This is a genomic window from Enterobacter sp. 237C8 (genome assembly GCF_034106865.1).
GTDB classification, from domain to species: Bacteria; Pseudomonadota; Gammaproteobacteria; order Enterobacterales; family Enterobacteriaceae; genus Enterobacter; species Enterobacter asburiae_B.
The window spans coordinates 1223015-1236144 of sequence record NZ_JAWNDF010000001.1; the positions used below are offsets into that span (position 1 = coordinate 1223015).

General features: G+C 60.4%; 11 protein-coding genes. 8 read left to right on the forward strand and 3 right to left on the reverse strand.

The features are described 5' to 3' along the window. Window positions 1-47 precede the first annotated feature (47 nt). Window positions 48-1547 carry an aldehyde dehydrogenase family protein gene (locus USF70_RS06040; RefSeq protein ID WP_320735394.1) on the forward strand — a complete coding sequence of 500 codons (1500 nt, stop codon included), beginning with the start codon at window positions 48-50 and terminating at the stop codon, window positions 1545-1547. A 137-nt stretch (window positions 1548-1684) separates the two neighbouring features. Here the strand turns inward: USF70_RS06040 and USF70_RS06045 are convergent, their stop codons facing one another. The 3 genes from USF70_RS06045 to paaZ all read right to left on the reverse strand — a co-directional run bounded on the left by USF70_RS06045 (window position 1685) and on the right by paaZ (window position 7722). Further along, window positions 1685-2791 (reverse strand): GGDEF domain-containing protein, encoded by a 1107-nt coding sequence (locus tag USF70_RS06045; protein ID WP_058840684.1) that lies wholly within the window; start codon window positions 2789-2791, stop codon window positions 1685-1687. A 120-nt stretch (window positions 2792-2911) separates the two neighbouring features. Continuing rightward, a complete protein-coding gene (gene tynA / locus USF70_RS06050) occupies window positions 2912-5188 on the reverse strand; it encodes a primary-amine oxidase (RefSeq protein WP_320735395.1) in 2277 nt (758 codons plus the stop codon). A 491-nt stretch (window positions 5189-5679) separates the two neighbouring features. Beyond that, a complete protein-coding gene (gene paaZ / locus USF70_RS06055; protein WP_320735396.1) occupies window positions 5680-7722 on the reverse strand; it encodes a phenylacetic acid degradation bifunctional protein PaaZ in 2043 nt (680 codons plus the stop codon). A gap of 285 nt (window positions 7723-8007) precedes the next feature. On the opposite strand from paaZ, the gene paaA reads away from it, so the two are divergent. The 7 genes from paaA to paaG are packed head-to-tail and all read left to right on the forward strand — an operon-like array spanning window position 8008 to window position 13130. Beyond that, a complete protein-coding gene (gene paaA / locus USF70_RS06060) occupies window positions 8008-8937 on the forward strand; it encodes a 1,2-phenylacetyl-CoA epoxidase subunit PaaA (RefSeq protein WP_047651376.1) in 930 nt (309 codons plus the stop codon). Between the two features lie 11 nt (window positions 8938-8948). Continuing rightward, a complete protein-coding gene (paaB, locus tag USF70_RS06065; protein WP_003857353.1) occupies window positions 8949-9236 on the forward strand; it encodes a 1,2-phenylacetyl-CoA epoxidase subunit PaaB in 288 nt (95 codons plus the stop codon). Window positions 9237-9244: 8 nt separating this feature from the next. Continuing rightward, window positions 9245-9991: a 1,2-phenylacetyl-CoA epoxidase subunit PaaC gene (paaC, locus tag USF70_RS06070; protein ID WP_033145423.1), complete on the forward strand. Its 747-nt coding sequence runs from the start codon at window positions 9245-9247 to the stop codon at window positions 9989-9991. Window positions 9992-10002: 11 nt separating this feature from the next. Beyond that, window positions 10003-10500 (forward strand): 1,2-phenylacetyl-CoA epoxidase subunit PaaD, encoded by a 498-nt coding sequence (gene paaD / locus USF70_RS06075; protein ID WP_221702413.1) that lies wholly within the window; start codon window positions 10003-10005, stop codon window positions 10498-10500. Between the two features lie 7 nt (window positions 10501-10507). Continuing rightward, window positions 10508-11578: a 1,2-phenylacetyl-CoA epoxidase subunit PaaE gene (gene paaE, locus USF70_RS06080; protein ID WP_039262617.1), complete on the forward strand. Its 1071-nt coding sequence runs from the start codon at window positions 10508-10510 to the stop codon at window positions 11576-11578. After that, window positions 11575-12342 (forward strand): 2,3-dehydroadipyl-CoA hydratase PaaF, encoded by a 768-nt coding sequence (gene paaF / locus USF70_RS06085; RefSeq protein ID WP_320735397.1) that lies wholly within the window; start codon window positions 11575-11577, stop codon window positions 12340-12342. The genes paaE and paaF overlap by 4 nt, the downstream gene beginning before the upstream one ends. Then, window positions 12342-13130 (forward strand): 2-(1,2-epoxy-1,2-dihydrophenyl)acetyl-CoA isomerase PaaG, encoded by a 789-nt coding sequence (gene paaG, locus USF70_RS06090; protein ID WP_320735599.1) that lies wholly within the window; start codon window positions 12342-12344, stop codon window positions 13128-13130. Before paaF ends, paaG begins: the two co-directional genes overlap by 1 nt.

Here is a 13130-nt window from a genome sequence, read left to right on the forward strand (position 1 = left end):
ACTTAGACTGGATGGACACCCTGCGAAGAATAACGAAGGAGTATCCTATGTCTGAATCACTGGTGGCCATTCAGCCTGCCGTACAACAATTTTTAGACCGACAGCATGGCCTGTGGATTGAAGGGCGTCAGGCCGCGTCGGACAGTGAAAAACGGCTGAACGTCTTCAACCCGGCCACGGGCGAGGTCATTGCCTCGACTGCCGATGCCAGCGTCGATGACGTTGATCGTGCCGTCATGTCCGGCTGGCGCGCGTTTGTCGCCCGCAGCTGGGCCGGAAAACTGCCGGCGGAGCGCGAGCGGATCCTGCTTCATTTCGCCGATCTGGTCGAACAGCACAGCGAGGAGCTGGCCCAGCTTGAAACGCTGGAGCAGGGCAAATCCATCAACATTTCCCGCATGTTTGAAGTCGGCTGCACCCTGAACTGGATGCGCTATACCGCCGGGCTGACCACCAAAATTTCGGGTAAGACTCTCGACCTTTCCATCCCGCTGCCGCAGGGCGCACGCTATCAGGCGTGGACGCGTAAGGAGCCGGTTGGCGTGGTGGCCGGGATTGTGCCCTGGAACTTCCCGCTGATGATCGGGATGTGGAAAGTGATGCCTGCGCTGGCCGCGGGCTGCTCTATTGTCATCAAGCCGTCAGAGACCACGCCGCTGACCATGCTGCGCGTGGCGGAACTGGCCAGCGAAGCGGGCATTCCGGACGGAGTGTTCAACGTGGTCACCGGGAGCGGCGCGGTGTGCGGCGCAGCGCTGACCTCGCATCCGCATATTGCAAAGGTGAGCTTTACCGGCTCAACGGCGACGGGTAAGCAAATTGCCCGCGCGGCGGCGGACACGCTAACCGGGGTGACTCTGGAACTGGGCGGGAAAAACCCGGCCATCGTACTAAAAGACGCAGACCCGGCGTGGGTGATCGAAGGCCTGATGACCGGCAGCTTCCTGAACCAGGGGCAGGTGTGCGCGGCGAGCTCGCGCATCTATATTGAAGCGCCGCTGTTTGACACGCTTGTCAGCGGGTTTGAGCAGGCGGTGAAATCCCTGAGCGTCGGGCCGGGCATGTCGCCGGAGGCGTTTATCAACCCGCTGGTGTCGCGCGCGCACTGCGACAAGGTGCAGACCTTCCTTGACGAAGCGAAGTCGCGCAACGCGGAGCTGATCGTCGGTAACCGGGGGCCGGAAGGCAAAGGCTATTACGTTTCGCCTACGCTGGTGGTGAACCCGGATGCCTCACTGCGCCTGACCCGCGAAGAGGTGTTTGGCCCGGTGGTCAACCTCGTACGCGTCGCCGACGGGGAAGAGGCGCTCCAGCTGGCAAACGACAGCGAGTATGGCCTGACGGCCAGCGTCTGGACGCAGAATATCAGCAAGGCGCTGGAGTACACCGACCGGCTGCGGGCGGGCACCGTCTGGGTGAACAGCCATACGCTGATTGACGCCAACCTGCCGTTCGGCGGCATGAAGCAGTCCGGCACCGGGCGTGACTTTGGTCCGGACTGGCTGGACGGCTGGTGTGAAACCAAATCGGTGTGCGTGCGCTACTAGTAAAAGCAAAAGGCAACCTGGAGGTTGCCTTTTTTGTGTTTGTTCCCTCTCCCGTGGGAGAGGGTCAGGGTGAGGGCATCAGGCTGCACCGGGCGAATTTTGTAGGCCGGGTAAGGCGTAGCCGCCACCCGACATGTTTACAGCGACCACCGATCCCGCCCGGCCTCCTTCGCCCGATACAGCGCCGCATCGGCGCGGGCGATGATCTCGGTGCCCGCTAACCCCTCCGCCATGCTCGCAATCCCCATGCTCACGGTGACACGATCGCTAACGGTTGACGCACTGTGCGGTATAGCTTCTGTACGCAGGCCGTCCTGAATGCGTAAGGCCACCTTTTCCGCAATGTTTTCCGGGCAGTTAAACAGGATCACCACGAACTCCTCGCCGCCGTAGCGTGACACCACATCGTCAGGCGTGCGCACCGACTGCTTCAGCACCCGCGCCACGCGGGTCAGGCAGTCGTCACCCGCCTGGTGCCCGTAGGTGTCGTTGTAGCGTTTGAAATAGTCGATATCCAGCATAATCACCGAGAAGGTTTTTTTCTGCTCAACCGCGTTCTCCAGCACCACTTCCATTTTCCGGCGATTGGCGGTTTTGGTTAACGGATCCTGATGCGCCAGCGCATCCAGCCTGGAGATCAATAGCTGATTTTGCTGGTTACGTCGCCAGGCCTCGTCAAACCAGCTCAGCAGGATGAAACGTCCGCAAATCAGAATCAGCGTAAAGACGCTCCAGATAACAATGAAGTGAAGGTTGAGGCCATCGTTCCGTATCCAGCTTGCTACCGGCAGGGTGATCCAGAGCGGGAGCACAAAGGCGAGTAGCCCTTCAGGATAAAAATAGAGCGCCGTTAAGCCGGCGAGTAATAAAATGACGCACAGCGGCCAGACGTGCGGGAGCAGCAGCTGGGTGATAAACCAGAAGCAGGAGACCGACCAGATGGCGCTGCAGATAAACAACACCACGCTGATGCCGGCGATGCGCCGCCAGGCCATCAGGATCAGCGCAGCGGAGAGGATGATAATGCCGAGCATGGAGGCATCAACTATTCTCGTCAGCTGCGGCGAATGGGGATACAGGGGATCGCTGGTATTAAGCAAAACGTGTCGCAGCAGAATCATCACCGCGAAGCTGATATTCACGAAGGCCAGCCACGGCAGGTTCATCGCCAGCCCGTGCATAACCATAGCATGGCGCGTTGGCCAGGTTGCCCGTTCAAGTGTCGGTTTTTTTCTTTTTTCCATAAAGCCCTTTCCCGTCCGGGGGATAAATCATGCAGGTGAGATATCAGTAACTATAAGCAAGCCAGGACGATCCTCAAATGCAGAGGCAAAAAAAACCGGGCATTGCGCCCGGTACGTTATTTATTTCTGTTCCTCTTTCTTTTTCCCTAGCGTTGGCGTCTCGTCGAAGAAGTTCCACGGCTTAAGCAGGGTATGTACCCATTCCGTCGGCATGATCGGCCACTCCTCCGCGCGGGCGACGTGGGTAGTGCCGGTGGTCATCCAGACCACGTCATCCTGACCGTTGAGCGACTCGTTATCCTTGCTGTACTGCCCCAGGCCCGTGTCGTGGATGGAGCGGTTCGGGAATTTGCCTTCCGGATAGAGTTCATCCGGGTGGTAGCGGGTCACCCACAGCTGTTTGTCCATAAAGCTCAGGCGATGGTAGATCCACTCGTCCGGGGCAAATTTCGCGCCGGTCGCTACCGGGTGCGTACCGCCCGCGTAAGGGATAATCTGGTATGAGACCGGGTTGCCCATGCGGTTCTCTTTACTGGTGTTGCTCAGCAGACGAATGGTGCCCGGGTCGAATTTCTGCGCCGCCTGCTGCTCGGTATCAATATCATACTGATTGATCTGCATGGTGCTGGTCCGCGGGCCCCCGGCGGTATTCGGCTTCACTTCCGGATCCATCGCCACCAGCTTGTTGTTGATGCCGTCCACGTCCATATCAAGACGGAAGTTGTAGATGTGCTGGTGCGTGGTGCCGACGATGTTATGGTCGATCAGCGTGCCGTATTTGGTGTCGTCTTTGGCGGTGGCGTCGTGCATGGTTTTCGCCTGAACGCCTTTCACCGCTTCGATACCCGTCGCGCCGGCATCAATGCCGATGGTGCCATTTTCATGGAACACCCAGTCGAAGATGTAATCGTAGTTGCCCACGGTACTCACCCAGCGCACCACCAGCTCGCGGCGCTCGGTGCTGACGTTTGGCTGACCCATCTCCTGGTGTTTGTATTCCGGCCCGGCGTAGCGTTCGAAAATGGCGATCGCGCGCGGGATCTCCATCGGCGCGCCGGTGTAATCCGGGATAGTTTCATTGAGCATCACGGCGTTGGACGGCACGTCTTTACCGCGCACCAGCGGTGAGGTCAGGGTGCCCATACCGTAGTCGCCGGAGTCGAGATAGGCTTTAAAGTACCAGCCCACGTCCGGATCGCCGTAAGGGACGATCATGCCGCCGAGCGACCCCTGATACATCACCTGGCGCTTTTTGCCGTTGTCGTTATAGGTGACGGTTGAAATCATCGGGCCGACGCGGGAATCCAGGCTCAGGTGGAAATCCCAGTTCTGCCAGTGCACCATATCCCCGGTGATGGTGTAGTTCTTGCCTTCCGGTTCAGTGATGTTGAGCGGTTTTTTCGGCGTCTCTATGCGGTCGCGGCCATCATAGGGACGCGGGGTCATGGGAACCGGAACCACGGCGCCTTCTTCAATCTTCTGGATCTTTTTCTGTTCAAGATCGACCACGGCCACCAGGTTCTCAATCGGGTGCGCCCAGTAATTGCCGTCGCCCACGTCCAGATAGCTCACCACCTTCAGCAGGCGATCTTCCTGCTTCAGGCCGTCTTTACCGTCGAAATAGCCGACGGTCAGCGGCGTGGTAATCACTTTTTTCGGGTCGGTGATGCCGTGTTTTTTAAGCACCTCGGCGAACTCGGTACTTTCGTTGATGATCTGCTGAACCGCGGTGAAATCATCCAGCAGCACCATGCCGTGCGCGTCTTTTACCGGTTCCCAGCGCAGGATTTTTTTATCCTTCAGGTCCACCACGCTTTCGATAACGTGCTTGCCGTCGAGCATGACGATCTTCGCCTGACGAGGGGCATCCACTGCCGTACCGTTGAGCACAAAGTCCCACACTTTGGCTTTCTCAGGCTCTGCCAGGGCGATCTGGGTAAAGCGGGTATTTGGCTTAAAGTCCGCCGAGGCTTTCACAATCTCAACGGCCTGCTTAATTTCGTCCGCCGTTAGCGCGTTTAACGGGTGAGGGCGTTTTTCAACCTGGAAGGTCTGGTCAAGGCCGGACTGGAAAACATCGTTGATGAAGGTATCGGAAATAAAGGCTTTCTTGCCTTTCATCACCACCGGCACCTCAAGCCTGAGGGTTTTACCGTTGACGATGGCGGTTTTTGCGCCCGGCTTGACCTTCACAAAGGCACCGTCTTTCGCAATGGTGAACATCTGTGCGTAATCATCCCACTGAACGTCCGCACCAAAGTCCTGCAGCGTTTTGTCCATCGGGACCATATGCGCCTCACTGCCGTGGGCGAAAACAGGGGATTGCCAGGCGCAACACAGCGCAACGGCCATGGCCAGCGCCGTTCTACGGGCAGAAAAAGAAGAATTGCTTCCCATCGTAGACCTCATCTTGTTGTGTTTATACCCGTCATACTTCAAGTTGCAGGTGCGTTGGCTGCACTCTCTCACCCCAGTCACGTACTTATGTACGCTCCCGGGGATTCGTTCCCTTGCCGCCTTCCTGCAACTCGAATTATTTAGGGGATATTGTGTTGTGACAGCCTTATCCTGACAGGCGCCTGAGAAAAGCGTTTGCCTGCATCTGCCAGATTATTTGTCAGCCTTGCCAGGTTAAAAAAAGAGCGGGGATAAATCACAGGCCGGGCCATTTCCTCTCCCCATTGAGGCTGAGGTAACCCCACAAATGATGTCAGCACAGACGGCCCCCTCTCCCTTGAGGGAGAGGGCTGGGGTGAGGGGGAACATACGGCTGTGGTGGTCATTCCCTTCACTTTATGTTGAGGGCCTTGCTAAAGGCCCCCAGTGAATCTGTAAGCAGCGTCAAATTACCGGGAGCCACCAGCCATTGTGGTAAAGGGAAAGGGGCGTTAGCTGAAATCACCCTGCTGGCGCGCTACCAGCGTCAGGATGGAGTAGAGCGCCACGGCCTGCTGGTGCTGGTTGAAGATCTCAACCGCCCATTCCACCACGCCGGTCGGTTTTTCCTCGGCGGTACGCTGTTTCTTCAGCGTTTTACGCTTGCAGGTCAGACGCACCTGAATGGTATCGCCCGGCTTAACCGGCTCGATGAAGCGCAGGTTTTCCATGCCGTAGTTGGCAATAACCGGCCCGACGCCCGCATCAACAAACAGTCCCGCCGCGGCGGAGATCAGGAAGTAGCCGTGCACCACGCGCTCGCCAAAGATCGACTCCGCCGCGCCGATCTTGTCCATATGGGCGTAGAAGTGGTCCCCGCTCAGGCAGGCAAAGTTCACGATGTCCGCTTCCGTGAGGGTGCGGCGCGGCGTCAGCAGGCTGTCGCCCGGCTGCAGCTCCTCAAAGTATTTGCGGAACGGATGCACGCGGTCTTCCTGCACCGCTGCGCCACGCACCCACTGTTTGCCAATGGCCGCCAGCATCGTCGGGCTGCCCTGAATCGCGGTGCGCTGCAGATAGTGCTTCACCGCGCGCAGGCCGCCCAGCTCTTCGCCGCCGCCCGCGCGGCCCGGGCCGCCGTGCACCAGCTGAGGCAGCGGGGAGCCGTGGCCGGTAGACTCTTTTGATGATTCCTCGTTAAGGATCTGAATGCGACCGTGGGCGCGAGCCGCGCCGGCAATAAACTGGCGGGCAATCGCCGAATCGGCGGTGACCAGCGTACCGGCCAGGCTGCCGCCGCCCGCGCGGGCAAGCTGCATCGCGTGGCGCGCGTTGCGATACGGCATCAGCGTCGCAACCGGGCCGAAGGCTTCGGTGGAGTGCACCGCCGGGGTTTCATCCGGCTGCGGGCAGAACAGCAGGGTCGGCGGGAAGAACGCGCCCGCGGCCTGCAAATCCGCTTTGCCGCCCAGACGGATCTGGCAGCCTGCAGCGATCAGCTGATCCACCTTCTCCTGCACGTCCGCGCGCTGTTCGGCGTTGACCAGCGCCCCCATCTTCACCCCTTCCTGCGCCGGGTTGCCCACCACCACTTTTTCCAGACGGGCAATCAGCGCCTGGCTCACCGCGTCAATCTGGTTTTGTGGGACGATAATCCGGCGAATGGCCGTACATTTTTGCCCGGCTTTGGCGGTCATCTCGCGGACCACTTCCCGGATGAACAGGGCAAACTCCGGCTGGTCCGGCGTAACGTCTTCCCCCAGCACGCAGCAGTTCAGGGAGTCGGCCTCCATCGTGAACGGAATCGAATTCGCCACGATATTCGGGTGCACGCGCAGGCTTTGCCCGGTGCTGGCGGAGCCGGTAAAGGTCACGACGTCCTGGCTGTCGAGCTGGTCGAGCAGATCCCCCGCGCCGCCGCAGATCAGGCTGATGGCGCCGTCCGGCACCAGCCCGCTGTCGACGATGGATTTCACCATCGCCTGCGTCACCTGTGCGGTAGCGGTAGCGGGTTTGATGATGGCGGGCATCCCGGCAAGCCAGGTCGGCGCCAGCTTTTCCAGCATCCCCCAGCAGGGGAAGTTAAAGGCGTTGATGTGAACTGCCACGCCGGATTTGGAGGTGAGGACGTGGCGCGCCGCAAAGCCGCCTTCTTTCGACAGTGGGATTAACTCGTCTTCCGGCCACAGGGTGTCATCCGGCAGCTCGCGGCTGCCCAGGCTGGCGTAAGTGAAGAGGGTGCCGATGCCGCCTTCAATATCCACCCAGCTGTCCGCCTTCGTCGCCCCGGTCTGGGCCGACAGGGCATAAAACGTCTCTTTCTCGCTAAGCAGGTGCTTTGCCACCGCCTTCAGCATGGCAGCACGTTCGATAAAGGTCATCTCGTGAAGCGCTTCCCCGCCGCGCTCAATCGCATAGCGACGGGCGGCCGCCATGTCCAGACCTTCGCTGGTCACGCTCCACAGGGCTTCGCCACTGATGGCGTGATGAATAGTGCGCTCGCGGCCCCGGCCAGACTGCCAGGTACCGGATAAGAAGCTGGCTAACTGCTGCATCGCTTATCTCCAAATGTTACGTGATTTACTCATTAATAGTTTGATCGTGAATCATAAAAATCAAGCTGAGTTTTTAATGAATTGTTAACGTTGTGATCTGGCTGGATGAATCGCATCGCTTGAAGACGCTTTCTGAAAGGCCTGATGCAAAAGCCTTGCGAGCAGCATCACAAAACCAGGAAACAATTCTTGGGGTTATATTTAACCTATGTGTAACTTCTAAAAAACAAAGTGATTCAACATTACGCCTTAATTTGCAAACTAACGAATCATAAAGGTGATGACGTGACGCAAGAACAACGGTTTGAGCAGCGCATAGCGCAGGAGACGGCGATTGAGCCTCAGGACTGGATGCCTGACGCCTACCGTAAGACGTTGATCCGCCAGATTGGTCAGCATGCGCACTCCGAAATTGTCGGCATGCTGCCGGAAGGGAACTGGATCGCCCGCGCGCCGACGCTGCGCCGAAAAGCGATCCTGCTGGCGAAAGTGCAGGACGAAGCCGGGCACGGACTCTATCTCTACAGCGCGGCGGAAACGCTGGGCTGCGCGCGGGAAGACATCTACCAGAAAATGCTCGACGGCAGGATGAAATACTCCTCCATCTTCAACTATCCGACCCTGAGCTGGGCCGATATCGGCGTGATCGGCTGGCTGGTGGACGGCGCCGCTATCGTCAACCAGGTGGCGCTGTGCCGGACCTCTTACGGTCCGTATGCCCGCGCGATGGTGAAAATCTGTAAAGAAGAGAGCTTCCACCAGCGCCAGGGCTTTGAGGCCTGCATGGCGCTGGCGCAGGGCAGCGAGGCCCAGCGCCAGATGCTGCAGGACGCCATCAACCGCTTCTGGTGGCCAGCGCTAATGATGTTCGGGCCGAACGACGACAACTCGCCGAACAGCGCCCGCAGCCTGGCGTGGAAAATCAAACGCTTCGGCAATGACGAACTTCGCCAGCGCTTTGTCGACAACACGGTGCCGCAGGTGGAGATGCTGGGCATGACGGTGCCGGATCCCGACCTGCGATTTGATGAAGAGAGCGGTCATTATCGCTTCGGCGAGATCGACTGGCATGAGTTTGACGAGGTCATTAGCGGGCGCGGCATCTGCAACCACGAGCGCCTGGCCGCCAAACGTAAAGCCTGGGAAGAGGGGGCGTGGGTGCGCGAGGCCGCACTGGCGCACGCGGAAAAACAACACGCCCGCAAAGTGGCTTAAGAGGAATCACGATGAGCAACGTCTACTGGCCGCTGTACGAAGTGTTCGTACGTAGCAAACAAGGGTTATCCCACCGTCACGTGGGCAGTCTGCATGCCGCCGACGATCGCATGGCGCTGGAAAATGCGCGCGATGCCTACACCCGTCGCAGCGAAGGGTGTTCTATCTGGGTGGTTAAGGCGAGTGAGATTGTCGCCTCCCAGCCGGAAGAGAGCGGTGAGTTCTTCGACCCGGCGGAAAGCAAGGTTTACCGCCATCCGACGTTCTACACCATCCCCGACGGCATCGAGCATATGTGAGGCAAAGAATGAATTCAGTGACTGCCTATGCCCTGCGTCTGGGCGATAACGGTCTGGTGCTCTCCCAGCGTCTCGGCGCCTGGTGCGGCCACGCGCCGGAGCTGGAAATTGACCTCGCGCTCGCCAATATCGGCCTCGACCTGCTGGGGCAGGCGCGCAATTTCCTGACCTATGCCGCGGAGCGGGAAGGCCAGGGCGATGAAGACACGCTGGCGTTTGGCCGCGACGAGCGCCAGTTCCGCAACGTCCTGCTGGTGGAGCAGCCGAACGGCAGCTTCGCCGACACCATTGCCCGACAGTACCTGATGGATGCCTGGAACGTGGCGCTGTACGAACGGCTGACTCAAAGCAGCGACGGCCAGCTTGCGGCCATCGCCGCCAAAGCGATTAAAGAGGCGCGCTACCACCTGCGCTTCAGCCGCGGCTGGCTGGTGCGTCTGGGCGACGGGACCGAAACGTCCGCGCAAAAAATGCAGCAGGCTATCGACAACCTGTGGCGTTTTACGGCGGAGCTGTTTGAAGCCGATGACGTCGAGCTGGCCCTGATTGACGCCGGCGTGGCGGTTGACCCGCGCGTCCTGCGCCAGCCGTGGGAAAGCGAAGTCTTTGCCGGTCTCAATGAGGCCTGCCTGCAGGTTCCCGCAGAGGTGGCGTACCGCACCGGGGGCAAGAGGGGGCTGCATACCGAACATCTGGGCCCGATGCTGGCGGAAATGCAGTATCTCCAGCGCGCGTATCCCGGTCAGCAGTGGTAAAGGAGAACGCTATGCAACGCCTCGTCGACATCGCGCCCGCGCAAATCCCGCAGATCTGGTCGCTGTTAAGCCAGATCCCCGATCCGGAAGTGCCGGTATTAACCATCACCGATTTAGGCATGGTGCGCAGCGTGAAGGCGCAGGGGGAAGGCTGGGTCATTGGCTTCACGCCAACCTACTCGGGCTGCCCGGCAACGGAGCACCTGCTGGGGGCGATCCGCGACGCGATGACCGCGAACGGCTTTACCCCGGTGCATATTGTGCTCCAGCTTGAGCCCGCCTGGACCACCGACTGGATGACCGCCGACGCGCGCGAGCGCCTGCGGGCGTACGGCATCAGCCCGCCCGTGGGGCATAGCTGCCACGCGCACGCGCCTGTGGAGGTGAGCTGCCCGCGCTGCGCCAGCACTGACACCTCCATTATTAGTGAATTTGGTTCGACGGCCTGCAAAGCGCTCTACCGCTGCAACACCTGCCGCGAGCCCTTCGACTATTTCAAATGCATTTGAGGCTGCCATGACAACGTTTCATTCATTAACAGTGGCAAAAGTGGAACCCGAAACCCGCGACGCGGTGACCATCACGTTCGCGGTGCCGCAGGCGCTGCAGGACGCCTACCGCTTCCGCCCCGGCCAGCACCTGACGTTAAAAACGAAGCTTGGCGGGGACGAGCTGCGCCGCTGCTACTCCATCTGCCGGAGTACCGCCCCGGGCGAAATCAGCGTGGCGGTCAAAGCCATCGACGGCGGGCGCTTTTCCCGCTATGCGCGGGATGAGATCAAAGCGGGCATGGCGCTGGAGGTGATGGTGCCTCAGGGACAGTTTGGCTACCAGCCCCGGGCTGAACGTGAAGGCCACTATCTGGCGATTGCGGCAGGCTCCGGGATCACCCCGATGCTGGCGATTATCTCCGCTACGCTGGCGACCGAACCCAACAGCCACTTCACCCTGATCTACGGCAACCGCAGCAGCCAGAGCATGATGTTCCGCCAGGCGCTGGCGGATCTGAAGGACAAGTACACGCAGCGGCTGCAGCTGGTCTCCATCTTCAGCCAGGAGCGGCTGGACAGCGATCTGCTTTATGGCCGCATCGACGGGGAAAAGCTGCAGGCGCTGGCGAAAACCCTGATTAACTTCCGCCAGTACGACGAGGCGTTTATCTGCGGACCGTCGGCGATGATGGACGACGCCGAAGCGACGCTGAAGGCGCTGGGGATGCCGGACAAATCCATTCACCTTGAGCGCTTCAACACCCCGGGAACCACCGCTAAACGCGCGGTGCATGTCCAGGCGGAAGGACAGAAAGTGACCGTGCGCCAGGACGGGCGCGACCGCGAAATCACCCTGACGGCGGACGATGAAAGCATCCTGGATGCCGCCCTGCGTCAGGGGGCGGATCTCCCGTATGCCTGCAAGGGCGGCGTGTGCGCCACCTGTAAATGCAAAGTGCTGCGTGGGAAGGTGGACATGGCGACCAATTACAGCCTGGAGCCGGACGAGCTGGCCGCCGGATACGTGCTGAGCTGCCAGTCGCTGCCGTTAACCGCCGACGTGATTGTCGACTTCGACGCGAAGGGGATGGCATGAGCGAACTGATTGTTACCCGCCATGGCCGCGTGCTTCAGCTGACGCTAAACCGTCCGGCGGCGCGCAACGCCCTCAATAACGCGCTGTTAACCCAGATTGCCGAGCAGCTTGAGGACGCCGCAGCAGATGCCGACATCGCCGTCTGCGTGATTTACGGCAGCGAGCGCTGCTTTGCCGCCGGGGCCGATCTCAACGAAATGGCGGAGAAAGATCTGCCCGCCACGCTGAACGATATCCGCCCGCAGCTGTGGGCGCGCATCAACGCTTTTCCTAAACCGCTGATTGCCGCCGTGAACGGCTTCGCGCTGGGCGCAGGCTGCGAGCTGGCGCTGCTGTGCGACGTAGTCATTGCTGGCGATAACGCCCGCTTTGGCCTGCCGGAAATTACGCTGGGCATTATGCCCGGCGCGGGTGGCACCCAGCGTCTTATCCGCAGCGTCGGTAAATCCCTTGCCAGCAAAATGGTGCTGACCGGCGAGAGTATCTCCGCGCAGCAGGCGCTAAGCGCCGGGCTGGTGAGCGACGTTTTCCCGCCAGCGCTGACGCTGGAGTATGCCCTGAAGCAGGCGGCGCTGATGGCGCGCAACTCTCCGCTGGCGCTGCAGGCGGCGAAACAGGCGCTGCGCCAGTCTCAGGAGGTGCCGCTCCAGGCCGGACTCGCGCAGGAGCGTCAGCTGTTTACGCTGCTTTCTGCCACCGAGGATCGCCGGGAGGGCATCGACGCCTTCTTACAAAAACGCACCCCCGACTTTAAAGGACGCTAATTGTGGAATTTATTCTCAGTCATGTTGAGCAGGGCGTAATGACCATTACGCTGAACCGTCCGGAGCGTCTGAACAGCTTTAACGACGTGATGCACCAGCAGCTTGCCGAGTGCCTGAAACAGGCCGAGCGTGATGACACCGTTCGCTGCCTGCTGATCACCGGGGCGGGACGCGGCTTTTGCGCGGGTCAGGATCTGAACGACCGCAACGTCGACCCCAACGGCACGGCGCCGGATTTGGGGATGTCCGTTGAAACCTTCTATAACCCGCTGGTGCGTCGCCTGGCAAAGCTGCCGAAACCGGTCATTTGTGCCGTTAACGGCGTGGCGGCCGGCGCGGGTGCCACGCTGGCGCTGGGGTGCGACATGGTCATTGCCGCTCGTTCCGCCAACTTCGTGATGGCCTTCAGCAAGCTCGGCCTGGTGCCGGACTGCGGCGGCACCTGGCTGCTGCCGCGCGTGGCCGGACGCGCCCGCGCCATGGGGCTGGCGCTGCTCGGCGACAAGCTCAGCGCCGAACAGGCGCAGGCGTGGGGAATGATCTGGCAGGTGGTGGATGACGAACAGCTTTCCGCTACGGCGCAGCAGATGGCGCTGCACTTTGCGTCTCAACCGACCTTCGGGCTGGGGCTGATCAAGCAGGCGATCAATGCCGCGGAAACCAACACCCTGGACGCCCAGCTCGATCTGGAGCGCGACTACCAGCGCCTGGCCGGGCGCAGCGACGACTACCGCGAGGGCGTTAGCGCCTTCCTGGCGAAGCGCGCGCCGAACTTTGCGGGGAAATAA